Source organism: Ponticaulis sp., assembly GCF_029210165.1.
Lineage (GTDB): Bacteria > Pseudomonadota > Alphaproteobacteria > Caulobacterales > Hyphomonadaceae > Ponticaulis.
This window is the reverse complement of record NZ_JARGNT010000001.1, coordinates 1,145,851-1,170,064: the sequence shown is the minus strand read 5'-3', so window position 1 is coordinate 1,170,064 and position 24,214 is coordinate 1,145,851. Positions and strand designations below refer to the sequence as shown.

Here is a 24,214-nt window from a genome sequence, read left to right as displayed (position 1 = left end):
AAATGAATGTGTCGGGACAAACCGGCCCGCCGGAATAGGATTCTCTATATATAGGGGCAGGCAGCAATTTCAGACCAATCTGAACTATCTTGCAAAAAATTTATTGAATTACGATAATTTCACTTGCAGTTCTTGTTGTTTTTCGATATAAACGTGTTTGTAGGGAGCAGTGACCAGAACAAACCGGCATGGGGCCGGACTTTAGGAAGGACACTGGAAATGAAAAACGTACTTATCGCAGCAGCATCAGTCATGGGCATTGGACTGGCGGCACCAGCTGCACTCGCACAGGAAGAATTTGCGATCGAATTTTCTTATGATCGCGCTGAACTGATCACGGAAGAAGGTGCACAAGCGCTGTACGACCGCCTTCAGGATGAAATCGAAGACGCATGTGAAGTCTCAACCGGCTCACGCGATCTGGAAAGCCTCCGCTTTGAGCGTGCTTGCATCGAAGAGACCACACGCAATGCGGTCCAAACTCTGAACTCGCATCACATGAATGCAGTTTACGAGACTGAGACAGGTGAAGCTGTTGGCTAACATCGGAATTTTCGCCCAACTCCAAAGCCGCCATCTTACGAGATGGCGGTGCTTTTTTATGTGAGTTTGAGACCGAGGATTTCATACGGTGACGGGCAGATTGCAGCCCAGCTATCGGCTTCAGACTTTTTGCAAACGCCCTGAAAATCGCCGCTCTTACCTTTCAAATCGAGCATGACCTGAAAATGCACATGCGGTGACCAGCCGCCATTAATCTCAGGCCCGCCAAGTTCGCCTAGGACCTCGCCCGCCGTAATCAGATCGCCCTCTTCGAGGCCAAACATCGATTCTTCGGAGAGGTGGCCATAAAGCGTCCAGAAAATCAGACCGTCCGGCATTTCGTGCTGAAGAATGATGGTCGGGCCGTAATCAAGCTCACCTGCATTCACCTGCGCGCTATGCAGAAAACCTTCAATTGGCGCATAGACAGGTGTTCCAGCCGGCGCGAACACATCAACACCCAAATGCACCGTGCGCGGCTCACCGTCACCGGTGAACACATCGCTGTCATAGATGGAGCGGTCTTCCATATATCCGCCGGCCCAGAGCTCGCCGCCCTCAGGTGACCAGTCTTTCGGGACGTCTTTCCAGCCGCGCGCTTCAAGCCCAGCTTTATCCAGCCGAAGGTGTTTTACGTCGCCATGCAGCCCCTCCATCATTTCGGCAGGTGCCGGACGGTCAGACTTCAACCAGCTTTGAAAACGGTCCTGCGTGGTCATAAGGGCTCCAATCGGTAAAAATCATGATGCGAACGCCAAAGCGTCACATTGGCAGATGTAAGTCATAGACTATCTCTTTCATCAAGGAGACTGACCAAAGTGACTGAAGATCCCGAACGCAACAGATTTTCCGCCCGTATCGGCCGGACCATGAAGGTCGGCACCAACCTCTCAGGCGCCGCACTGAAATTCGGCGCGAGCCAGGTGTTTGGAGGATCAGACGATAAGATCGCTGCGGCGCTCGCTTCTGCACTCGGGAATACCAAGGGTCCGCTTATGAAAGTGGCCCAGATGCTCTCTACCATTCCGGATTTCCTGCCGCCGGAATACGCCAAAGAACTCTCCCAGCTTCAGGCGCACGCACCTGCCATGGGTTGGCCCTTCGTGAAGCGCCGTATGCGCGCAGAGCTCGGGCCAGACTGGCAATCCAAATTTGCCGATTTCGGCAAGGAAGCCGCACATGCCGCATCGCTCGGTCAGGTCCATGAAGCCATGACGCATGACGGGCGCAAGATTGCCTGCAAGCTTCAGTATCCGGACATGGCCAGCGCCGTTGAAAGCGATGTCGGCCAGCTCAAAAACATGATGGGCCTGTTCCGCCGTATGGACGGCTCCATTGATGCGTCTGAGATCGTTGACGAGATTTCCTCCCGCCTGCGTGAAGAGCTTGATTATGAGCGCGAGCGCAAAGCCATGAAGCTTTACGAGCTCATGCTGGCGGACAAGGATTTTGTCTCTGTGCCTGATCCGGTGGACGAGCTTTCAACATCCCGCCTGCTCACCATGAGCTGGGTCAGCGGTAAACCGCTTCAGGATTTTGAAGACGCACCGCAAGAGGTACGAAACCGGATTGCCGAAATGCTGTTCTGGACCTGGTGGGGCCCGATGAACGGCTATGGCGTCATCCATGGCGACCCGCATCTGGGCAATTACCAGATCACAGGCGAAGGCACAGGGATCAACCTGCTCGACTTCGGCTGTATCCGTATCTTCCCGGCAAGCTTTGTTGAAGGCGTTGTTCGCTTGCGTGAAGCCATCCGCGCCGATGATTTTAACGGCTGTATGGAAGCCTATGACATTTGGGGCTTCAAGAACCTCAACCGCGAGCTGGGCGAGGTCCTGAACGTCTGGGCAAACTTCATTTACGGGCCAATTCTCGATGACCGCGTGCGCCCGATCGCCGATGGCGTGAAACCGGGTGAGTATGGCCGTAAGGAAGCTTTCGAGGTTCGCCGCCTTCTGAAAGAACGCGGGCCTGTCACCATACCCGCAGAGTTCGTCTTCATGGATCGGGCCGCTATTGGCCTTGGCGCAGCGTATCTGAGGCTTGGCGCTGAACTGAACTATTATCAGCTCTTCGAAGAAAGCATTCAGGGCTTTGACGCCAATGCGCTTGCCGCTCGTCAGGCAGAGGCTCTGGCAGAAGTCGGTTTGAGCTAGTCCTCATTCCCCACCGGGATCGCTTGTCGAAGCGTATAATCGAAAGCAGGCGAGCCATCGGCGCACCTGCCGGGTGAGGTCTGTTCACACAGTGCGCGTCGCCCGAGTACCAGGATCTGGTCCTGACCGGGCTCATAGGTGAAGCCCTCAATCTCTCCCGTGAAGACCTTTCCATCCAGCGCGGGGCAAAGCTCTGCCCCTCCCGCCTCACATGGAACCGTACTCAGATAGGCAGCAACGGGTTCAGGCGTTTCACCCGTGAATGGGAGTTCGTAGCGGGTGTAGAGTTCGCCGCCGATCTCACACCGGTTTCCCGAACCCTGAGACATTGCGTTTGCCGCCCGGTCGCTTCGGTACTCCCCGCCGACAATCTCGCAATTTTCTTCAAAACTATTGCCTGTTGAAGTCTCTTTCGTTCGATCCGCAAACAAACCTGCGACGATCACAAGGCACACAAAACCGATCGACAATGGATGGCGCTTCAGGAAGCGAAGGAGGCGTCTGCGAAGCGGAGGCCATACAGGCACTCGAGGCGTTTTAACCTTCACTTCTGTAATGAGTTCATAATCCTCAGGCTCGTAATAGGGATCTTTCAGATCATGCCCAAAAGCCTCTTTGCACTCGACACACGCATTGCGAAACATCTGGTCGGACGGAAAGTCTGAAGACGCGTGCCATAAGGACCGAAACACGACGCGGCGACCAATTTCACCTTCGATATATTTCCAATATGGTTTCCATTCCGGCGCTCCATTGCCGCTGTAGAGCGCCTCTAGAGCGGCGCACTCGAAGACATCCACACCGCCCTCATCTTCGGGCGAAATACGTTCGGCATGAATTTCAGTTTCTACCGAGCGAGCTTCATCATCTGAGAGCTTTCTTATCTTTTCCCGCTCGCCCTGAATGCGCAGGCGCAAAAGCTCACCATTCTCCGCCACCGCAGCAAAATCGGAACCTTCATCATCCCCGTAATAGGACAGAACACGCGTCTGAAAGGTCCGGCTCAGCGCGATAGCTTCAGAGATCATTTCCGGCCAGTATTGAAATTCGCTGATGCGGCCTGAGCTTTCTGCAACAAACGCCTCGATAATCTCTGGCACTGGATCGTCAGCCCCCCGAAACAGGCTGTCATAATGTGCGCCGAATACAGGGTTTGGCGCCCCGCGCTCAGCCTCGCTATCGACGAAACAAAGGCCGCTGGACTGCGACCGGAATATGCGAAAGGTCTGCCGCGCCTCTTGCACGAGACTCTCATTTTCCGGAAGATCACGCAGCACTGTTAGTCTTTGTCTGATCACAGGCGAATTATCCTGAAACATAGTCTCGCAGTGAGCGTAAGGGCGCTCACCTTCGGTGCGAGACTACGTCAAATAGCTGCTATTTCAATATTTTACAGAACGGTCAGCCACGCCGCTATTTCATTTTGAGACCGTAACGTTTTGCCATAAAGCCATCGACAACGCGCTTCGGAAGCAATCTCGGTAAAATCCAGTTGGTCAGCTTGTCTGGGACAGGGGCGTAGCGCGCTTTCGGCTTTTTCGCCGTCAGTGCCTCTTCGACAGTTTCCGCGACCTTTTCCGGTGGCAGGCCGTCCTTTCCACCCTGAAGCATCACGTCTGCAAATATACTGAGCGCGAGCCCCCAGCGCGAGCTCTCATAGCGCGCGTCTCTGTTAGCATCTTCGGCCTTGCCCCAGATCGGCGTCTTCACAGATCCCGGACCTACGGCAATTGCATCGATGTCATAGATGATCAGTTCACGGCGCAGAGAGTCGGTAAAGCTTTCAACAGCGTGCTTGGTGGCACAATAAGCGCCTAGAAACGGCGCGGAGACTTCACCGCCTACGCTGGTAATATTGACGATACGACCTTTAGGGCCTGTACGGGTCTCATCGGTGCCCAGCAGTGGCAACATGGCTTTGGTAACTGCCATCAAGCCGAATGCGTTCACGTCAAAATGGGTACGGATTTCATCCATAGGCTGAAGCGCCAGCGGGCCCATTTTTGCGATACCCGCATTATTCACCACACCATTGAGCGTTCGACCGGAAAGCGCTTCACGCAGAATAGCTTCCACGGAGGTAATGCTGTCATTGCTGGTCACATCGAGACGAACCGCACGGATATTCTCATGCGCTGCCTGCAGCTTTCGTGCGTCATCATCTCCGCGCACGCCGGCGAAGACCTTCCAACCCGCACCGGCAAGCCGTTCTGCGATTGAAAATCCAATGCCGGAGGATGCTCCGGTGACTAAGACTGTCGGCTCTTCAGATTGATTTTGCATGCAGTATCTACGCGGCGGGTCCCTGTATGGTTCATTCTCAAGCGCAGTTCTCTGTCACTAAAGCGTGATGGGCCAGACAATCAGCCTTCTCTTTCTGACTTTCCACCCTCAATGACACGAAACGGAGATACTTTCGGCGGAGTACGCTTCGTTCTGTCTTTTGCGCGAGTGGCCTTTGCGGGCGAAGATTCGGGCTTCTTGCCGAGATCGACCGCTTTAATTACGGAAAGCTCCGGCTTTTTTGGTACGACAGGCTCAGCAGGCGGTGGCTCCACGTCGTCATTGAGATCACGAACGTTGGGCGTGAAGGTTTTGCCACTCTTCTTCGCTTTCAGCGGTTTTCGTTGTTTGAAACTGCTGCCGCCTTTTCCGCGGCTCTTTTTATCAAGCTGACGAAGAATTTCGTTCTGAGCCCGGGACAACGCCTCATCGGATGCGCCCAGATTGGGATCATTGAAAGCTGACCCGTATTTATTGAGCCGCTCGTCTATGCCCTCAACAAACTCCTGCTCCCATTCGGAAAGCTCAATACCCTCAGCTTCTGCGCGTTCAGCAGCCTTGCGCAGCTTTCGCAGCGCTTTGCGTGTTTTCTTTTCGTCAGTATCGCGCGGCACAGAGCTTCATCCTTTCAGCGCTGACGAATTTAGCGGCTTTAAGGAAACATTCCAGAGGGCAGAGCTGCATAGATAATCTATGCGCAACAGCATACCACCAATGCCCAATTATAGACTTGAGGAATAATAGTGGCCTTGTATTATGCCTTTAATCCGGCGTTCAAGTCCGGTGTTCTTTTAGGGAGTTTCCGGGATCAACCTCTGTAAGGACACTCTGTTATGAAAAAAGCATTCGCTTGGGCTTCACTCTTCACCCTCATCGCTGGCGGCGCATATGCGCAGGACTCTATCGACGTAAAAGTCGCTGTCGAGCCTCAGTCTGCCGCTGAAATCGTAGAAGCGCACCAACTCGTTCTTGATGCTGCACGCACGATTTGCGCTGAAACCGATTTTGAATTTTCAGCTGTCCGCAGCCGCGCTGCTGCAGAGCGCGCATGCGTCCGTCGCTCTTACGAAGCTGCTGTTGAGCAAGGCCGTGAAATGAACCTTGCTGCATTCACCAACGAAGCTGCGCTTGTTGGCACTGAATTCGAATAAGCTGCATTACGTTGCAACTTAAACAAAAATGGCGCGAATGATCGCGCCATTTTTTATTGCCTGAAAATCAGATCTCGCCGAGCGCAAGCAGATAGGTTTCCAGAACCATTTCCTGCTCTTCACGTTCCTGGCGGTCCGTCTTGCGGATTTTAATGATCTGGCGAAGCGCCTTCACATCAAAACCAAAAGCCTTGGCTTCCGCATAAACGTCTTTGATCTGCTGGGCGACTTCCGTTTTCTCTTCTTCCAGACGCTCGATACGGGCGACCGTCTGGCGAAGCTTTTCCTTGGTCGCTTCATTCAGCGATTGCATGGATACGTTGGAATACTCTTCGTCTGACATGACTTACCCCGTTACGTTCAGAAAATCCGATGTCTGCACCGATTCGCCTCGTGCGAGTCGAGCGATTGTCTCTGCGATAAGCGCTGCTTTCGCGTGGTGAGGCATATGCCCTTCATCATCCAGCGGTACAAGCACAACATGGTCCGGCGCGTCGCGTCTTAGCCGCGCAGCGTGAAGGCTTGGCTTTATGACTGTGTCATACGTTCCCGAGAACAAAACCACGGGAACATTAAGCTCGCGCGGATACCGCGCCTCCTGCACGCTTAGCTCCTCGCGCAGATTAATCAGGTCATGCGCGTTCGCGCGGAAATTCGGTGGCCGAAACAGGAGATCCACACCGAGATTTTCAGCATAGCCTTCGGGTACTGGCGCAGGCGAAAACAGGCTTTCAAGGCTGGAGCGTGCGATATCTGGCCCCACGAGCGGCGCAAACTGAGAGAAGGCATGACCGATGGCCGGAATAGATGCGATCTTATTGTACCAGGTGACACCGCCACCGCCCCAATCATGCGTAACGGGCGCAGAGAGGACGACACCTCGTGTCAACTCGGGATAATCCAGCGCAAACCGGAGCGCGACAGCGCCGCCAAATGAGTGCCCCACGACAACCACAGGCTCGCCGCCACCAGTTTGAACAGCGGTGGCCATAGCCCGCGCCTGTTCACCTAGTTCGTAAGCGTCTCCAAACCGCCCTGAATACCCATGTCCCGGCCGGTCGACCATGATGAGCTCAACAGGCACATCTTCCAGATGCGGGGCCAGCGTAAAGCTGAACTCGCGCAAATTGCCGCTCGCTCCATGGATCATCAGAACAGGCTGACCTTCACCGCGACGCACGACATGTAGTTCTTCGCCTTCAAACGAGACGAACTCTCCGGCGGGCGGATAACGGGCTTCAACGCGGGACGTGTACATGGGCGAAGTGATGCAGGCTGAAAGTGACAGGAGCGCCATAAGCGCGAGAGAAAATCGAAAAGCGGTCATAACCTCAGATAGCGCGGCCAAACACTAATGGTTCCAGACGCCTGACCTGCGCACGCGCGCGTTCATGGTTTGGATGGATCGCCAGCACTTCACGATACGCTTCAACAGCTTCGCGGTTCTGACCAAGCTGTTCGAACACATTACCGAGCATCAGCCACGCATTGAAATGCCGCGGCTCGTGGGTCAGCGCTTCATTCAGGTCGAGGATTGCCTGATCATAGGCTTCATCGACAATGAAGAGCATTGCACGCTGGAACCAGGCCTCGGCAAAATCAGGCTCGACAGCAATCGCCCGATCCAGAAACTCGCGGGAAAGGTCAAAGTCCTGCATTGTCTGAGCGACCATCGCCCGTTCAAGAAGAATATCGGCCGTTGCGGACCCGGACTCGCGAAGCGCTGCCGACACATCTGCTTCAAGCTGTTCGGCGGCCGGGCCTTCGGGCGCTCGTCTCAATGCTTCGAACATCTCATCAGAGGGCCCACCTGAGGCGGCCACCAGAACAAGTCCGGCGAATGCTGAGACTAAGGTTGATAACATGAAACGCGTTCTATCCCCGTTACGGCTTCATCTAACATTGTAGAGCCAACCGCGCCGGTCAATACACCATGTGGAATGGAGGCTGCCTTTCGCCGGTTCACGCTTATGTTTCGTACAGAATGCCAGACATGCGAAAGGTGACGAAGCTTTGGGCTTCGTCACCTTCAATTTCTGGAGCATGTGGTTTCAGAGCAGTGGTCGTGTCCACAATGCTCAGCCAGTCAAACAAGCGCCCGAGGGGCAGCTGGTTAGCCTTGCTTAGCCTTGAAACGTGGATCAGTTTTGTTGATCACGTAAACGCGACCACGGCGACGCACCACTTTGCAATCCCGGTGACGCTCTTTAAGGGCTTTGAGGGAAGACTTAACTTTCATGGTTTCTCTGCCGTCGGTTGGTAAAACGAAGCGCGGGAACTACAGGCTTGCCGCGACAGAGTCAACCGGAGAGTTGCCCTGAAATGCTGCGAAACAGGGTTTGGCAAAGAATACAATTACAGTTATCCATTTCGCGGGGGATATTTTAGGGATTACGACCGATGACGAGCCTTATGCTGCGCACTTTCCTGCTGTCCGCAACCGTCGCACTTGCTGCCTGCGAAAGCTCACCTCAATCGGCTGATATCTCTGGCCCGAGCGCTGCAACACCCGTCCCATCGAGCGTATCATCCTCGATTGGCGCGTTCGCCAGCTCTGGTCACGCAGGCCTTGATGCCTGGCGCGATGAATTCGCTGTACGTGCCCGAAATGCGGGGCACCAGATTGAAACAATCCGGTCCATTTTAGAGGGCATTGAGCCTATGAGCGTCTTTCTGGAGCGTAGCTCCGAAGCCGTGGATCAGGCCGAGTTCTCAAAGCCGATCTGGGAGTATGTAGATGACACTGTCAGCCAGCGACGCCTGACAAACGGCCGTGAACGCCTCGCTGCCGATTCCAGCCTGTTCGGCGCTCTTGAGACGACGTATGGCGTCCAGCGCGAATACCTCGTCGCTATTTGGGGCATGGAAACCAGCTATGGTGGCTATATCGGCGACTTCGATGCGCCATCGGCACTCGCCTCCATGGCCGCAGAAGGCCGTCGTCGCAGCTTTGCGGAACGCGAACTCCTCGCCCTGATGACTATTCTGGAAAATGGTGACGCCTATCGCCATGAGCTGGTTGCTGGTTGGGCCGGCGCCATGGGGCAGACCCAGTTCATGCCGACAACTTACGTCGCCTATGCCGTCGACTGGACAGGTGATGGCACAAAAGACGTGTGGCGGGCACGCGCGGACGCGCTTGCATCTGCGGGTAATTATCTCAGTGCTTCAGGCTGGCGCCCGGGCGAACCATCTCTGGTTGAAGTCGTTCTACCTCAGAATTTCGATTACGCGCTCGCAAACGGTATAGATCGTCCAACGCAGTTCTGGCAGCAAATCGGGATTGTTCCGGCGAACCGTCTGAACCTCGACCCGGCTGGCGTCGGAGAGGCAGAGCTCTGGCTTCCTGCTGGCGCGACCGGCCCGGCCTTCCTGCTCTACCCAAACTTCGACGTCATCAAGACTTATAACCGCGCAGACTCTTACGCGCTGTCGGTCAGCCTGATTGCCGAAGGCGTAAGCGGGCGCGGCGCACCAACCGGCACTTGGCCGCGTGGAATTGATCGCCTCAGCATTTCTGAAATCGAGCAGCTTCAGGATGCGCTGAACCGCCTTGGATATAATGCAGGCCCTGCAGATGGCATTGCCGGACGCGGCACGCGCGGAGCGCTGCAGCGCTTCCAGATTGATCGCGGCATGATGGCGGACGGCTTCCCGACACGTACTGCGCTCGCCGCAGTGCTTGCCGCGAGCTAGACGTCAGGCGTTTCTGCTTCGTCTTCATCTGCATAGGAGGCTGTCGCGCGGAAATAGGCGAACAGCCCCATAAAGCTCAGAACGACTGCCGAAAAGATAAACGGGAAGGCCGGGTGTATGTTCTCATACGCCCACAGCCCGAATATGGGTGAGGCGACAAACCCCATTCCGTTTGCTGCGGTCACCAGGCCTGCAACATTACCTTGAAGTGTCGTACCGACAGCGAGCGATGCACCCGAGGTAAAGCCCGGCCGCGAGAAGCCCTGACCGATACCGTACAGAATTTGCGCGAGGCCAAAGATTTCCAGAGTCGGAATGGAAATCGTGAGAAACGCTGACATGATCAGAAGCACAGAGCCCGAAATCATGAGCGCTTTGGGTGAGAGCTTTAAGCGCGGAATCAGCGCCAACTGCGCCGTGAGCGTGGCAAGCGCACCAAGTGTCATCACGATACTCAGCTCGCCAGCACCCGGATTTTCATTTGTCGGCGAGGCATCTGGCAGAAGCCCTGCTTCATACAGACGGTCCAGCATAAAATACGGGAAGGTCTGCAGCATCACGCCAGACACGAGCGAGAGGCCGATGCCGTAAATCAGGAATGGCCGAACCCCCGGCTCTCGCCACAGGCCTTTGCCTTCATTGGTCTCCACCTCTTCGATCTGCGGCGGACGATTCTCCGGCAGGCGGAACCAGATCAAAAGGCCGATCACACTTGCGATAATGGCAATGACATAGACCGGCGCGAGAAGATGGACCTGTTTGATCAGAACACCGGCAAGGCTCGGCCCGATCGCCGTCCCAAAGGTGAAGCCCGAAGTCAGCGAGGCGATTTCTTCAGTCCGCTTCTTGGAAGACGTCCGGTCAGCCACATAAGCCTGCGCGGCCGGGTTCGTACCCGATCCGAAAATACCGAAAAGCGACCTGCCCGAGATAAGAAGTACGAAGATGAGCGGCCAGAAGGTGATAAAGCCGCCAAGGCTGAGCGCACCCACCGTTCCGAACAGAATCATCGACAGCGCAAAACCCGCCATCCCAAGCGCAGCGACAGGTCTGCGCCCCCACCGGTTGGACTTCTTCCCCCAATACGGGCTGGTTACCACCCAGAGAAACGCTGAGAGCGAAAATATCGCACCCGCCGTCCACGCTGGCAACTCGAGACGGCGCACAAGCAGAGGCAATACCGAGGTGATGAGCATGGTATTGCCCGCGCCGACCGCCATCAGCGCAAAGAAGAGCAGGCGGAATGCGCCGCGTCTTTCTGGGGGTGTCGGGGAAGCTGCCTCGGTTGTCATGGCCATCTTTTGCGCCTCGCTTTTGCGACGGTCAACAACTGTCTTTACGTCGTACGGCTCATGAATTTCGATTGACGGACTTATCGTTAATTCCGCCCCCGCAGAAACCGTGCGTTAAGCCTAATGGGCTATGACGTTACCCAATATAACAACAGAAAAGTTGGGTTCGATGTTTCAGATCATTGGAATCGTGGTCGTTTTCGGCATGGTGTTCGGGGGCTTCATGCTCGCCGGCGGACACTTTGACGTCATCATCAAAGCTGCGCCGTTCGAGATGATGATGATTGGCGGCTCTGCCGTTGGTGCGCTTCTGATCGGCAACTCTTTCAAAACCGTGCTCGGTGTCCTGGGCGGTTTTGGTAAGGCGATGGCCGGGCCGAAATGGAAACCCAAAGACTATACCGACTTGTTATCGGTCTTATTTGTCTTAACGAAGACGATGAAGACCAAAGGGGTCGTCGCCATTGAGGCGCATATCGAGAACCCGAAAGAGTCCCGAATTTTCCAGGAATATCCGAAGATTATGAAGGACCATTTCGCACTCGATCTGATCTGCGACACACTCCGCATGATGACCATGAACATGGAAGATCCGCACCAGGTGGAAGACGCGATCGAAAAACAGATCGAAAAGCACCACCACGAAGCTCACGCACCGGCGCACGCCCTACAGGGCATGGCAGACGCGCTTCCGGCGCTTGGTATTGTTGCCGCGGTTCTGGGTATCATTAAAACCATGGGCGCGATCAACCAGCCGCCTGAATATCTGGGTAAGCTGATCGGTTCAGCGCTCGTAGGTACATTCCTCGGCGTGTTCCTCGCTTACGGTCTGGTTGGACCATTCGCATCGCGCATGGGCGAAGTGATCGACGAAGAAGGCAAGTTCTATCAGATCATCAAAGACGTTCTGGTGGCCCACCTGCATGGCAACGCAGCGCAGATTTCTGTCGAGATCGGTCGCGGCAATATTCCAAGCACCGCTCAACCGACTTTCGCGCAGCTTGAAGAAGCGCTCAACAACGTTCCTGAAGCGGCTTAATTTTCCGAAACGAAATCAGATGCGCCTTAGCTGTCACCCGACATAAGGCGCATCCAGTCACGGTGCTCCAGACCGTAGACCATATCCATCAGCTCGAACTGCAAACCTGTCGGGCGTGAGATATTTGAATTCCACATCGCGGCAATGCCTGTCTGACGCTCCGGATCGAACATGATCAGAGCGCGATAGCCGCGCACCGCGCCGCGGTGCCCGACCACTGTGTGGCCTTCATAATCATAGATGCGCCAGCCAAGACCGTAATCAGCATCCCGAATGCGATCGTAACGGCGGCCCATGCCCCGCGCTTCGCGAAGGGTTTCAACAATCGGTGTGTGCGCCTCGGTCAGAGCTTCCTGAGAAAAGACTGTCGGACGAAGCCCCATCTGCGCCTGAAGATACCGCGCCATATCATCTGCTGAAGAGCTGATACCGCCCGCTGCGGCTACGCGGAAGTAAGGAGGGGTGATGCGATCCGCGACCATACGGCCACCGCGATAATTGTACGGGCGCGCATAGTTTCCACCAGCGACAAAACCGTCATAAGTGGAAGCCGCATTGCGCATACCGAGCGGACGGAAGACGCGCTCAGACACAATCGTGTCGAAATCATCGCCTGTTGTGTCGTAGAAAACTTCCTCAATCGTATCGAACGCGACGTTCTGATAGCCATGGCACTGACCGACAGGGCAGATCAGATCAAGATCACCCAGCATACCGCGAATGGCAGACGGCTCACGGCCGCTTTCAAGAATGTTGTCATATGCGTTGGAAACGAGGCCAAGGCGGTGAGACAGAACATCGCGCAGCGTAGCGGTGTTTTCACCAAAACCTGGAAGGCGCAGGGTTGTCTGATATTCGGACACTGTGTCATCCAGAGACAGAATGCCCTGATGATCGAGCTCGGCTGCAATCGTGCCTGCAAGTCCTTTGGAAACAGACGCCCAGCGGAAACGCGTGTCAGTGTTTACAGGGCTGCCGCCCTCTTCTGTAAGGCCATAGCCACGCACGAAACGGATATCGCCATTTTCGACGACAGCAACAGCTAGCCCCATCATGTCATCGCGCTGCATTAGCAGGCGGATTCGAGCATCCAGATAGCCGTAATCAATCGATTGCGCCTGCGCCGTCGCGCCGAGGCAGAGCGCCATGAACAGACCCGAAAACCACCGCATAGCCAATTTCATTCAAGATCTCTCCGGAGGGACAGTGCCGCTCAAACCGCGAATGCGCCGAACAGGACTCGCTTATTAGTTGGATAGAGCATGCAAACTTCAGACCGTCTGCTAAAGAAAATCCTAATGGGACGTCAACTTAACAATACAGCTCAGCGGGCGGGGGCATAAAAATGCCGGTAAAGCCAGCAGGCCGGGAAGAACTTCATGCATTCTTCCAATTCGATGACATCATCGAACGCCCGGGCTTTGCCGTATTGCTCTCTCTACTCCAGCTCGCCGCAATGGGCTATGGCTTTGCGTGGGCGCTCGATTGGGACCGTCCTGACCGGGAAGCCATTTTCGGGCTGGTCTATATGGATGCCGCGCTTGTAGCGCTGGCGATTATGGCCGCTTCCGCGTGTATCATCTTCCTGCTGCTCAGCCTGTTCAAATTGCTCGCCCGCATACGGCGCAACCAGAGCAGACAAGCACTGGCCGCAAAGGCGCGTAGCACTCTGCGGGAGGATTATAAACGCGCGCTACGCGCCATCTTAAAAGCATCCGGTTTGCGCCCGTCAGATATGTTGCCCGTCAGGACCGCAGGGGCACCTCTACTTGAGCGCCTGCTCTTTGATGAGGACGATCTCGAAACGTTTCTGGGCTCCGTCGGGCATAAATCATTTCGGGCTGTCACACCTTACGGTCGGGACGTCGCCTACGGCCCCGCTGCACATCACAAACTGTCCGAAAGCGACTATTTTACAGGCCTGTACACGCCATTTTACCTTGTCTGCCTTTTTATCACAGATACGCACTATGTCGTCGGTGAAGCCGTATGCAACAGCCTGGCCGGAACGCTGCAGAGCCGCGTAAAGCGTATCCCCAAACAGGACATCGCATCCTCAGATTTTCGTACCGCTCACCGCACTTTACCTCTTCCAGACCGCATACTCGATGACTGGCTGGCAAATCGGCGCTTCGACACCGCCGAGAGCCGGCGCGTTACGACCCGTCTGCAAAAGCAGGAGCAGGCCAATAGGAAATCCCGGCACTACAGATATGCCAAAGCGGCCCCAGCGTACGGGATCTCTCAGAAGATCCGGTTCCTCGAGATTTCTCTGCATGATGGTCGCACACTGCAGCTTCCGACACAGATTGATCAGGCGATCATTCTGAACGAGCCAACAGGCTATTTTCGGGAATTTGATGACGCTTCATCGCACACCTTCGCCACCGGCTGGGGCGATATCGCGTTCAAGACACGTGAGTTCAGTCCCTACACAAGCGGTTATCTGGATGATCTGCCTGAAGGCGCGCAAGTCTCTGGCGAGCGCGCACTCTGGTCGACCGGGCGGCAGGTAACCCACCGCGCCTTTCTGGCATTTCCGAATTTGTTCGTGACACTGCTCACGGCGCTTATTCTGGCTGCGGGCATTCTCTGGCTGATGAACAGCCTCACGAATGATACGAGCCAGAGCCAAAGCTCCAGTGATGAATCCGGCTATCGGATGGACACCCCGCAAGGGATTGTGCCGGTACAGCCGGTTAAGGATCAACGCGCTTGATCTTGCGCGCGTTGATCAGGCGCGTGGACGGTCCTCGTCGCTGGTTGGAAGTTCCCATCCACGGATGAGAGATTCTGCGATCTGCGCCGCATCAACCGCTGCACGTGTTGTAGACCAGCGTTCCATGATCGGAATCTGATTGCGCAGGGCTTCACGTACATTCGGGTCACGCGTGACGATACCAGCCAGCGGTGGGCGGAAACCGAGGAAGGTCTGGCAGGCCTTGGCAATCGCCTCATACGTCTGACGGCCGCGCTGACGGTTGTCAGCCTGGTTGATCACGATGATCGGCTGCACGGATGGCGCATAGCCTTTCATGACCTTGATGAAAGCATACGCGTCCGTCATGGATGCCGGATCATCAGTCACCACGACGAGTGTGCGGTCAGCCGAGCGAGCAAGACGCATAACGTTGGTTTCAAGGCCAGCGGCAAGGTCGACGAGTACGTGATCATACTGAAGCGCGAGCGCTGTCAGACCAGCCGCAAGGCGTGCAACCTCTTCCTGTGGAAGCGCAGCCATGGCACCTGATCCCGAACGGCCCGGAAGCACATCGAAACCACCTTCGGCAACGCCGCCCGAGACCGGCGTTACAGCGTGTTCAAGCTCTACCCAGCCTGCAATGACGGCCGCAAGGTCTGTTTCCGGAGCAATACCAAGGTGAACGTCTACGTTCGCAAGCCCCAGGTCACCATCTACCAGAAGCGTTCGTCGCCCGGCTTTGGCCAGCGCGCCGGCCAGTGCGGTAGACAGGAAGGTCTTCCCTACCCCGCCCTTACCGGACGCAACAGCGATGATTGATGCCGGCTGAACGCGAGATTGCGGTCCTGCCGTTTCTTTTTGTCTACGAAAGCCGAAACTCATTACGCGGCTCCTTTCAGGGATTCTGCACCTGGCGCATGCTCGAGGAGTATGCGGGCGAGACGATTAGATGTGGCAGGGATTAAGCCCCCGCCGATAAATGGGGTCAGTGAGAGATGCGAGATATTAAGTCTGGCGTTCGCGATAGCGTACAAAACGCTTCCGCGGCGCTTTACAACATCGAGTTTGGTAATGATGCAACGTCGAATACCGAGTTCTGCAAAGGCTTTTATATTATCTTCCAGATCCAGCGGATGGCCTTCTGCAGAAATAACTAGAACCGGCTCCGCATCGACGAGGGTAATAAGGTCGCGAAGTCGATCCAGATCCTCTGAATCTGTCGGGTTGATCGGGGGAGTATCAATGACCATGCCGCGGCCAAGCGCGCGAATCCGGTCATAACTTTTAAGCAGCTGGTCAGGCGTAAGCGACGTTGGCACTTTGCCGACATCGCGCTGAAGATAGGCTGCGAGTTGGGACGAACCGGACGTCGCATCAAAGTCGGCAACAATCGGAACAGCTTCGCAGTTGGCAGCCTGTGACCGGCGGATAAACTTTGCCGCCGTAGACGTTTTACCGGAACCCGGCGGACCTACCAGCATGATTGGACGCTCAAGGCCCGGCGTGATGGGCGAATAGCCGACCATACCTTCCAGCGCGTACACGAATCCGTTTGAGAGATCGGTATTTGCATCAACGAGGCGTGCGCCCGTTGTTGCCAGAACGTCAGAGAACCCGTCTGGCGCACCATGCCATGAGAGAATATCTTTGAGCTGCTCACGATACCGGTTGAGCTGCAGAACCGGCGAAGGTCTTGGCTCCGCCTTCAGTTCAAATTTCGGCGCAACCCGTTGTGTGGCCCGCTCCACCCCGGCGCGAACCTCATAACCTGTTTCGGCCTCCCATTCGGACAGGATAACTGCATCCTGACCCATATCGGCGAAAGCGAGAGCTACCGCTTCCTCCCTGGTGGCCGCCGAGTAAAGCTTCATCTTCATGGCCGCTACTCCCCCTAAACCGTCCCGGCAGCGCGCAGGCGCGCTTTGGGATGAATTTCATTCTGAGACAGGACTGGTGTCTTCGGACGGAAGCGGTCAATCAGCGACTGTACAAACGGTCGGATCGCAGCACTCGTCAGAAGCACAGGCGTCATGCCTTGCTGGCTGGCCTTGTCAAAGGCCTGTCGGACCTCACCGGCAAACGCGTGGAGACGGGACGGCTCAAGCGCAAGCTGACGCTCTGAACCCTGGCCGACAATGGCGTTTGCGAAGGTCTGTTCCCACCCCGGAGACATTGTGATGACCGGAAGCTGTCCGGTTTCATCGGAATTCACATGGCAAAGCTGTCGGCCCAGTCGTGACCGCACATGCTCTGTAATAAAGGTCATATCCTTATTGGCAGATGCTGCTTCGGCAATTCCCTCCAGAATTGTCGGCAGATCACGGATAGACACAAATTCGCGCAGCAGGTTCTGAAGAACGCGCTGAATGCCTGAAGTGCTGATCTGGTTTGGTACGATATCTGCGACCAAGGCTTTCTGCTCCTGCGGCAGGTCATCCAGAAGGGATTTGACCGCGGCGAATGAGAGCAATTCAGCCATATTTTCCTTAACAATTTCGGTAAAATGCGTCGTAAGTACAGTTGCCGGATCAACAACCGTATAGCCGTTAATCGCAGCATCTTCCTTGCGCGCTTCGTCTACCCAGATCGCAGGAAGCCCGAAAACAGGCTCTGTGACGCGCTCACCGGAGATCGGTGAGGCATTACCCATCGCATCCATTGCGAGGTGGTGATTGAGCTTCAGACGGCCATCACCGGCCACGATTTCCTTAACGCAGATATGATAGGATTCAGACGGCAGTTCCAGATTGTCGACGATGCGCACAGACGGCGCGACAAAGCCGAATTCGGCCGCAATCTGACGGCGCACCGCCTTCACCTGATCTGTCAGCTTACGGCCCTTAGTCTCATTGATGAGCGCCACCAGACCGAAGCCGAGTTCGATCTTGAGGTCATCAACGGCAAGAGAATCAGAGATTGGCGCTTCTTTTGGTTCGGCGGCTTTCTCGGTCTTGATCGCCTCTGCGATCTTGTCCTGTTCAGCAGCTTCCTTGTTCTGTTTATCTACACGGTAACCCATATAGCCAAGCGAACCAGCAAGCGCGAAAAACGGAATGATTGGCATGCCAGGCAGGACACCCGCAAAAAAGGCTGCGCCAGCGACCATATAAAGTCCGAGCGGATTGCTCATCAGCTGCGTGCCGAACGCCTTATCGGCAGGACCATCAAGACCGGCTTTAGAAACGAGAAGACCCGCGGCGATCGAGATAATCAGAGCTGGAATCTGGCTGACCAGACCGTCACCGATTGTCAAACGGGTGTAGGTATCGGCAGCAGTGTCGAAGGCTAGGCCTTCCTGCGCTACGCCGATAATAATGCCGCCAATGATGTTGATCGCCGTAATCAGAAGACCGGCAACCGCGTCACCGCGAACAAACTTCGAGGCACCATCCATGGCACCGAAGAAATTACTTTCACCTTCAACCGTTTTACGGCGCTCGCGAGCCTCTTCTTCATTAATGAGACCCGCAGACAGGTCAGCATCAATCGCCATCTGTTTGCCCGGCATGGCATCAAGGGTGAAGCGGGCTGCAACTTCCGCGATACGGCCAGAACCTTTGGAGATCACGACGAAGTTCACGATCACCAGAATGATGAAGATAATGACGCCGATGACGTAGTTACCGCCCATCACGAACGAGCCGAACGCCTTGATGACATCACCGGCCGCGTCAGGTCCCTGAGCGCCATTGGAGAGGATAAGCCGTGTTGAGGCCATGTTGAGGCCAAGTCGCAAGAGCGTTGCGATCAACAGAACTGCCGGAAAGGCGCTGAACTCGAGCGGCTTCTTGATCAGAAGCGCTGTCATCAGAACCAGAACAGAGAAGGTAATAGAAACGGCCAGCATCATGTCGAGCAGAATGCTCGGCATAGGCATGATCAGCATGATGATCAGGGCGAGAACCCCGACCCCCATGGCCACCTCGCTCTTGAGGCCGGACGTCAGAAAGGCCTGGACGTCAAATCCACCGATACGCAAACCACCGCCGGCTGCGTTGCCTTCTGAAAGACCCTGAGATGACGTCGTATCAGCCAAACCCGTTACCTACTCTCATGACGCCTAGATTGCTTCGCGAACTTCGCCCGGTTGCGGCACGTCTACGCCCGCTTCCGAATAGGCTTTCAGCTTATTGCGAAGCGTGCGGATCGAAATGCCCAGGATGTTCGCGGCGTGTGTACGGTTACCAAGGCAATGGCTGAGCGTATCAAGGATCAGATCCTGTTCGACATCGGCAACTGTGCGGCCAACCAGAGATGTGTTGAGCGCGGACGCTGACTGCGTCGCCGCATCAACGACCGGATTACCCGTCGGCATTGGGTGACTGGATGCTGCAACCGGCTCAAGACCATCTGGCGAGCGGATTGCTTCAGCACCTATGACGTCGCCAACTGATAGAAGCACAGCGCGGTGCATCGCGTTTTCAAGTTCACGAACATTGCCTGGCCAGTCATGCGCCTGAACGCATTCGCGTGCTTCGTCTGAAAGCTGTTTGCCCGGAAGGCCATTGGCCGCCGCGTATTTCTCGACGAAGTAATTTGCCAGCTCAACCGCATCGAGTTTGCGCTCACGCAGCGGCGGAATACGAAGGTTCACCACGTTGAGGCGATAAAGAAGGTCTTCACGGAAGATACCTTCCTTCACAGCGTCTGCAAGATTCCGGTTGGACGTCGCAAGGATACGGATATTGACCTTGATCGGCTTGGAGCCACCAACGCGGTCAATCTCGCGTTCCTGAATAGCGCGCAGGAGTTTTGCCTGAAGGCGCGCATCCATCTCGGAAATCTCGTCCAGCAGAAGCGTACCGCCATCGGCCTCTTCAAACTTACCAATACGGCGTGTGACAGCGCCCGTAAACGCACCCTTCTCGTGACCGAAGAGTTCTGATTCCAGGAGGTTTTCAGGAATAGCCGCACAGTTCACCGAGATGAACGGCTTGGAGGCCCGGCGTGACTGCTTGTGCACATAGCGCGCCATGACTTCTTTACCGACACCGCTCTCACCGGTGATGAGTACGCTGGCTTCACTCCCTGCAATCTGGTCAGCAAGCTGAATAACGCGCTGCATCGCCGGATCGGATACGATCATCGGACGTTCGTCATCGGCAACCGCTTCAAGTACGGCGGCGATCATGTCCGGATCTGGCGGCAGCGGAATGAATTCGCGCGCACCGGCACGGATCGCATTCGCAGCGCCCGTCGCGTCGGCCTCAACGCCGCAAGCCACGACTGGAACCGCAATCCGTTCTGCATCCAGCGCAGATGTCAGGCTGGACAGGTCCAGATTGTAGTCCGCCATGATCAGGTCTGCACCGCGACCGGCCCGCAAAGCCGAAAGCGCCTGCTCGATCTGGTCGAAATGGGTGACTTTCGCCCCGCGATCGAACGCGATCTTCGAAGCGACCGAAAGCTGACCTCCCAGATTTCCGATCATCATCACGCGCATGGGCGGGCTCCTTCAATAGACACTTTTACAGGGGGGTAAGAGGCGAGACGGGCCATTAGTTCACACCCTCCCCATCCTTGATGATTTCCGTCATTGTCACACCGAGGCGATCATCAACGAGGACGATCTCACCACGGGCAACGAGCCGGTTATTGACGTAAATATCGATGGCTTCACCAACGCGGCGGTCAAGCTCGAGAAGCGAGCCCGGCGCGAGGCGCAGAAGCTCTGACACTTCCATCTGAGTGCGACCGAGTACGGCCTGAATATTGACCGGAACGTCAAAGACGGGCTCCAGGTCGGCAGCAGCCTTCTCTTCCGAGCGCTGAGACGGCTTGGAAGCTGGGGCTCCGGTGTTTTCAAGTTCCGGCAGGTTTAAAGCGTCGTCGTTACTCAAGATACACTCTCTTCAATCATGCCACGGTGGCGAACAGGTCGCCCTGTGGCTCAAGGGGTTGTGTCAGATGGCTGCGAACGATTTGTTCCAGCTTCTCTGCGAGCATTTCCGGGTCCTGGCTCACCGCGCCGGACGCCCATTCAAGCGTCCATGCACCCGGAGCTGCCATCGGATCTGCAACAAGTCTGATATCTGTGCCCGGAGGCGTTCTGGCCTCGACAACCGGCGCGACAAGCGCCTCCAGATCAGGCGAAATTTTCAACGTCACGACTGCGTTCATCGGCAGATCGGAAACGGCTTCGGCGAGCGCGGCCTGCACGGCTTCCTGCGGAAAGGCTGCAATGGCTTCAGCGGCGAGTTTCCGCCCCATCATAAGCGCGAGTTCAGCGGCCTGCTTGCGCAAGTCATCGGCAATCGACATCGCGAAAGGCAAGGTCGGGCTGACGTGTTGAACCAGCGCCTGAACGGACGCCTCCACCTGCCGGTGCATCTGCGCCTCGGAAGACGCCATGGCTTCCTGACGTGCGGCCTCGACGGCTGCGTCCATTTCGGCCTGAGTGTAGCGCTTGAAACGGCCACCCTCCTGCAGGACGGTGCCGTCAACGCCGAACTCGGTATCAAAAGAGAATGCGTCAGCGTTAGTAGATGAGCTCATCATCGCCTCCACCTTCTGACAGCATGATCTCGCCGCGTGCTGCGAGGTCTTTCGCCGTGAATACCATTTCGGTTTGCGCCTGATCGACATCCTTCAGACGTACCGGACCGAGCGCCTGCATGTCGTCCTTGAGCAGCTTCGCCGCGCGTTCGGACATGTTGGACAGGAACAGATCGCGAAGATCGTCGGATGCACCTTTGAGCGCCAGCGCGAGCTTGTCTTTCTCGACGCCGCGCAGAAGCGTCTGAATACCACCCGGATCGAGTTTTGAGAGGTCTTCGAAGACAAACATAAGCGCGCGGATCTTGTCCGAGCTCTCGCGATTGCGTTCCTCGAGACTGTTGAGGAAGCGGCCCTCGGTCTGACGGTCAAAGCTGTTGAAGATTTCCGCCATCAACTCGTGGCTGTCTCGTTTCGATGTGCGTGCAAGGTTGGACATGAACTCCGAGCGCAACGTATTCTCGATTTTATCGAGGATTTCGCGCTGAACAGGTTCCATGCGCAGCATACGCTGAACGCACTCGATTGCGAATTCTTCCGGCAGTGCCGCAAGCACGCGCGCCGCATGGTCCGCCTTAACTTTGGAGAGAACCACCGCAACGGTCTGCGGGTACTCGTTCTTTAGATAGTTCGCGAGAACGACCTCGTTCACATTGCCGAGCTTGTCCCACATGGTTCGACCCGCAGGACCGCGAATCTCTTCCATCAGAGCGTCCACCTTTTCAGGCGGCAGGAAGTTCATGAGCAGCTTTTGCGTCTGCTCGTAAGACCCCATGATATTGCCCTGATTGGTCATCTTGGAGACGAAGTCAGAGATAAGGCTCTCAACGAGTTCGGCTTCTACAACACCAAGACCGGACATGGCGTGTGAGATTTCACGGATCTCGTCTTCGCCGAGCTTTTCCCAGACCGGCGCCATGTTTTCACCGAGCGCCATCAGAATAACGGCAGACTTTTCAGCGCCCGTCATCCCCTGAATCCGGTTGCGAATTTTCAGGCTGATACCCGCATTCGCCGGATTATTGCCGGCGATGTTGGCTGTGACGAGTTCTGCGAGGGCTTCTGTTTCCTTCGACATCAGAAGGCCCTCTGATCAGATTCGTTCAGCCAGGTCCGGAGAATGGAAACCGACTCATCCGGGTGCTGGTCGATCATCTCAGCAATCTTCTTCATAGAAGATGCTTTCACCTGACCGCTGACGTTCGCGACATCAATCGAATGCTCAAGTTCGCTGGCAGATGCACGGCCCGCGTCAGACGGCGCCGGAAGCGCGCCTGCTGAATAGCCTTCAGCTGTAATGCGCTCACCACCTGATGAACGGGTGGCCGGGGAAGACGGACCGCTCAAAAGGCCCGAAATCAGTGGACGCAGAACAAAGAACACAACGGCCAGACCGCCAATGAACAGCGCAATGAGCTCAACAGCGCGCATGATGTCATTCTTGGTGAAATCGAGGAAACCACCAGAGCTCGCCGCGGTACCAAGTGTCAGGTCCGGCTGAGCGAACTGGATGTTTACAACTTCAACAACGTCGCCGCGTGTCTGATTATAGCCAACAGCAGAGCGAACAAGGGCCGCAATCTGCGCCATATCAGCCTCGGAGCGCGGCGCGAAGTTCACAATCTCTGCGCCATCTTCACCGGCAGTAACCGTCCGCATATTGTCGATTGCCACAGCGATAGACAGACGATTGATCGCGCCGCCTTCGACGACTTCTGTCTGCGTCGTGCGCGAGATTTCGTAGTTGATCGTTTCTTCGGTGCGGGATGTAGACCGGTCTTCAGTCGGACCATCCGCGCCTGTGTCTTCAGCATCCGGCAGGTTTTGCTCGACTGTGGTTGCTTCCTGACGGCCACGAATACGATCGGCAGATGATTCTTCAACAGTCTGGGTAGATCGAACGACACGTCCTTCCGGATCAAACAGCTCAGATGAACGTGTCACTCGGTTAAAGTCGACGTCAGCGCTGATTTGAACACGCGCCGCACCTGCACCCACAACCGGTTCGAGTTGGTCGAGCACCTTCTGACGGAGCTCTTCTTCTATCATGGCCCGGCGTTCGTCTGCCGTCATGCCACCAATCGAACCATTTGCATCGCTGGCTGCGGCCGCAAGAAGTCGGCCCTGACCATCAAGAAGCGTCACATGATCGGGCTCAAGGCTTGGAACCGCACCCGCTGCAAGATTTCGAATCGCGCGAATCTGCGCGCCGTCCAGAGATCGGCCTACAATATCCACGACAATAGAGGCAGTTGTTGCCGAGGCGTCGCGCTCGAACAGGCGTCGTTCCGGCAGAACCAGGTGAACCCGCGCCGAGCGGACGTTATCAAGATTGGTAATCGTGCGGGCAAGCTCGCCCTCAAGCGCGCGGACGCGGTTTACGTTCTGAACGAATGTCGTCGCACCGAGCGCGTCCTGCTGGTCAAAAATTTCATAGCCGACAGATCCGCGAGACGGCAGACCTTCGCTGGACAGCATCATGCGCGCGTCCATGACCTGATCGCGGGCTACGAAGATGGAAGACCCATCGCCGCGCATATCATATCGGATGTTGGACTGATCGAGGCGCTCTGCGATCTGGGACGCTTCCGCGAGTTCCAGACCGGAATAGAGTAGTGCCTGTTGCGCTGAACCTGTCCGCAGGAACAACGAAGACATAACACCGCCGACAATAGCAAGGACGATAAGACCCGCAATGATTCGGGTCTGCCCTATGCCGGCGATGGAAAATCCGGATTTTTTTGATTCTGTCTCAGCCATAAATGCCTAGCCAAACCCGTTTTTTACGAAGTGCTAGGCAGGAATTTCCCACCTCACCGTAAAGGAGGGCTTAACAAAGTCGTTAAGACAGAATG

The 24,214-nt window shown here is 55.9% G+C and carries 24 protein-coding genes; 6 read left to right on the top strand and 18 right to left on the bottom strand.

Translation table 11 applies throughout. From position 1 onward, the window contains the following. The first annotated feature begins 219 nt into the window (after window positions 1–219). Complete coding sequence (locus tag P1U45_RS05800) at window positions 220–543, top strand: UrcA family protein (protein ID WP_301058105.1); 324 nt, start codon at window positions 220–222, stop codon at window positions 541–543. A 56-nt stretch (window positions 544–599) separates the two neighbouring features. On the opposite strand, the gene P1U45_RS05795 is transcribed toward P1U45_RS05800, so the two are convergent. After that, on the bottom strand, window positions 600–1,262 hold the full coding sequence (locus P1U45_RS05795; protein WP_301058103.1) for a peptidoglycan DD-metalloendopeptidase family protein: 663 nt from the start codon (window positions 1,260–1,262) through the stop codon (window positions 600–602). 150 nt (window positions 1,263–1,412) lie between these two features. On the opposite strand from P1U45_RS05795, the gene P1U45_RS05790 reads away from it, so the two are divergent. Then, window positions 1,413–2,702 carry an AarF/ABC1/UbiB kinase family protein gene (locus P1U45_RS05790; RefSeq protein ID WP_366144984.1) on the top strand — a complete coding sequence of 430 codons (1,290 nt, stop codon included), beginning with the start codon at window positions 1,413–1,415 and terminating at the stop codon, window positions 2,700–2,702. Here P1U45_RS05790 and P1U45_RS05785 read toward each other — a convergent pair. From P1U45_RS05785 to P1U45_RS05775, 3 genes are all read right to left on the bottom strand, one after another. Next, entirely contained in the window at window positions 2,699–4,000 is a 1,302-nt protein-coding gene (locus P1U45_RS05785; protein WP_301058100.1) for a hypothetical protein, read from the bottom strand. The two genes, P1U45_RS05790 and P1U45_RS05785, sit on opposite strands and share 4 nt — an antisense overlap. 115 nt (window positions 4,001–4,115) lie before the next feature. Further along, window positions 4,116–4,985, bottom strand: coding sequence for an SDR family oxidoreductase (locus P1U45_RS05780; RefSeq protein ID WP_301058098.1), 870 nt, complete (start codon window positions 4,983–4,985; stop codon window positions 4,116–4,118). An 80-nt stretch (window positions 4,986–5,065) separates the two neighbouring features. Further along, window positions 5,066–5,599, bottom strand: a complete 534-nt coding sequence (locus tag P1U45_RS05775; RefSeq protein ID WP_301058095.1) for a hypothetical protein — start codon at window positions 5,597–5,599, stop codon at window positions 5,066–5,068. Window positions 5,600–5,818: 219 nt separating this feature from the next. On the opposite strand from P1U45_RS05775, the gene P1U45_RS05770 reads away from it, so the two are divergent. Next, the gene (locus P1U45_RS05770; protein ID WP_293607101.1) at window positions 5,819–6,136 is read left to right on the top strand and encodes a hypothetical protein; all 318 of its coding nucleotides are present in this window, start codon (window positions 5,819–5,821) and stop codon (window positions 6,134–6,136) included. A gap of 67 nt (window positions 6,137–6,203) precedes the next feature. Here the strand turns inward: P1U45_RS05770 and P1U45_RS05765 are convergent, their stop codons facing one another. The 4 genes from P1U45_RS05765 to ykgO all read right to left on the bottom strand — a co-directional run bounded on the left by P1U45_RS05765 (window position 6,204) and on the right by ykgO (window position 8,375). After that, window positions 6,204–6,479, bottom strand: coding sequence for a DUF2312 domain-containing protein (locus P1U45_RS05765; RefSeq protein WP_022693967.1), 276 nt, complete (start codon window positions 6,477–6,479; stop codon window positions 6,204–6,206). Window positions 6,480–6,482: 3 nt separating this feature from the next. Beyond that, window positions 6,483–7,463, bottom strand: coding sequence for an alpha/beta hydrolase (locus tag P1U45_RS05760; protein WP_301058093.1), 981 nt, complete (start codon window positions 7,461–7,463; stop codon window positions 6,483–6,485). Between the two features lie 4 nt (window positions 7,464–7,467). After that, a complete protein-coding gene (locus tag P1U45_RS05755; RefSeq protein WP_293607099.1) occupies window positions 7,468–8,001 on the bottom strand; it encodes a tetratricopeptide repeat protein in 534 nt (177 codons plus the stop codon). 248 nt (window positions 8,002–8,249) lie between these two features. Then, complete coding sequence (gene ykgO / locus P1U45_RS05750) at window positions 8,250–8,375, bottom strand: type B 50S ribosomal protein L36 (RefSeq protein ID WP_081648711.1); 126 nt, start codon at window positions 8,373–8,375, stop codon at window positions 8,250–8,252. Window positions 8,376–8,536: 161 nt separating this feature from the next. On the opposite strand from ykgO, the gene P1U45_RS05745 reads away from it, so the two are divergent. Next, window positions 8,537–9,832 carry a lytic murein transglycosylase gene (locus P1U45_RS05745; protein ID WP_301058090.1) on the top strand — a complete coding sequence of 432 codons (1,296 nt, stop codon included), beginning with the start codon at window positions 8,537–8,539 and terminating at the stop codon, window positions 9,830–9,832. Here the strand turns inward: P1U45_RS05745 and P1U45_RS05740 are convergent. Continuing rightward, on the bottom strand, window positions 9,829–11,130 hold the full coding sequence (locus tag P1U45_RS05740; protein WP_301058088.1) for an MFS transporter: 1,302 nt from the start codon (window positions 11,128–11,130) through the stop codon (window positions 9,829–9,831). The two genes, P1U45_RS05745 and P1U45_RS05740, sit on opposite strands and share 4 nt — an antisense overlap. A 163-nt stretch (window positions 11,131–11,293) precedes the next feature. Here P1U45_RS05740 and motA point away from each other — a divergent pair, with 163 nt between their 5' ends. After that, a complete protein-coding gene (motA, locus tag P1U45_RS05735; RefSeq protein WP_293607096.1) occupies window positions 11,294–12,163 on the top strand; it encodes a flagellar motor stator protein MotA in 870 nt (289 codons plus the stop codon). A gap of 26 nt (window positions 12,164–12,189) precedes the next feature. Here the strand turns inward: motA and P1U45_RS05730 are convergent, their stop codons facing one another. After that, on the bottom strand, window positions 12,190–13,347 hold the full coding sequence (locus tag P1U45_RS05730; protein WP_301058084.1) for a serine hydrolase domain-containing protein: 1,158 nt from the start codon (window positions 13,345–13,347) through the stop codon (window positions 12,190–12,192). A 161-nt stretch (window positions 13,348–13,508) separates the two neighbouring features. Between P1U45_RS05730 and P1U45_RS05725 the strand changes: the two genes are divergently transcribed. After that, a complete protein-coding gene (locus P1U45_RS05725) occupies window positions 13,509–14,882 on the top strand; it encodes a hypothetical protein (protein ID WP_301058081.1) in 1,374 nt (457 codons plus the stop codon). A 15-nt stretch (window positions 14,883–14,897) separates the two neighbouring features. On the opposite strand, the gene P1U45_RS05720 is transcribed toward P1U45_RS05725, so the two are convergent. From P1U45_RS05720 to fliF, 8 genes are all read right to left on the bottom strand, one after another. Next, entirely contained in the window at window positions 14,898–15,746 is an 849-nt protein-coding gene (locus tag P1U45_RS05720; RefSeq protein ID WP_022693958.1) for an AAA family ATPase, read from the bottom strand. After that, on the bottom strand, window positions 15,746–16,741 hold the full coding sequence (locus P1U45_RS05715) for a flagellar biosynthesis protein FlhF-like protein (protein ID WP_293609923.1): 996 nt from the start codon (window positions 16,739–16,741) through the stop codon (window positions 15,746–15,748). Before P1U45_RS05715 ends, P1U45_RS05720 begins: the two co-directional genes overlap by 1 nt. Window positions 16,742–16,755: 14 nt before the next feature. Continuing rightward, the gene (gene flhA, locus P1U45_RS05710) at window positions 16,756–18,843 is read right to left on the bottom strand and encodes a flagellar biosynthesis protein FlhA (protein ID WP_366144983.1); all 2,088 of its coding nucleotides are present in this window, start codon (window positions 18,841–18,843) and stop codon (window positions 16,756–16,758) included. A gap of 81 nt (window positions 18,844–18,924) precedes the next feature. Beyond that, window positions 18,925–20,307: a sigma-54 dependent transcriptional regulator gene (locus P1U45_RS05705; RefSeq protein WP_301058076.1), complete on the bottom strand. Its 1,383-nt coding sequence runs from the start codon at window positions 20,305–20,307 to the stop codon at window positions 18,925–18,927. Window positions 20,308–20,362: 55 nt separating this feature from the next. After that, complete coding sequence (gene fliN, locus P1U45_RS05700; protein ID WP_366144982.1) at window positions 20,363–20,680, bottom strand: flagellar motor switch protein FliN; 318 nt, start codon at window positions 20,678–20,680, stop codon at window positions 20,363–20,365. Window positions 20,681–20,720: 40 nt separating this feature from the next. After that, entirely contained in the window at window positions 20,721–21,359 is a 639-nt protein-coding gene (locus tag P1U45_RS05695) for a hypothetical protein (protein WP_301058072.1), read from the bottom strand. After that, entirely contained in the window at window positions 21,343–22,362 is a 1,020-nt protein-coding gene (fliG, locus tag P1U45_RS05690) for a flagellar motor switch protein FliG (protein WP_363259255.1), read from the bottom strand. The genes P1U45_RS05695 and fliG overlap by 17 nt, the downstream gene beginning before the upstream one ends. Window positions 22,363–22,436: 74 nt before the next feature. Continuing rightward, window positions 22,437–24,119: a flagellar basal-body MS-ring/collar protein FliF gene (gene fliF / locus P1U45_RS05685; RefSeq protein WP_301058067.1), complete on the bottom strand. Its 1,683-nt coding sequence runs from the start codon at window positions 24,117–24,119 to the stop codon at window positions 22,437–22,439. Window positions 24,120–24,214 lie beyond the last annotated feature (95 nt).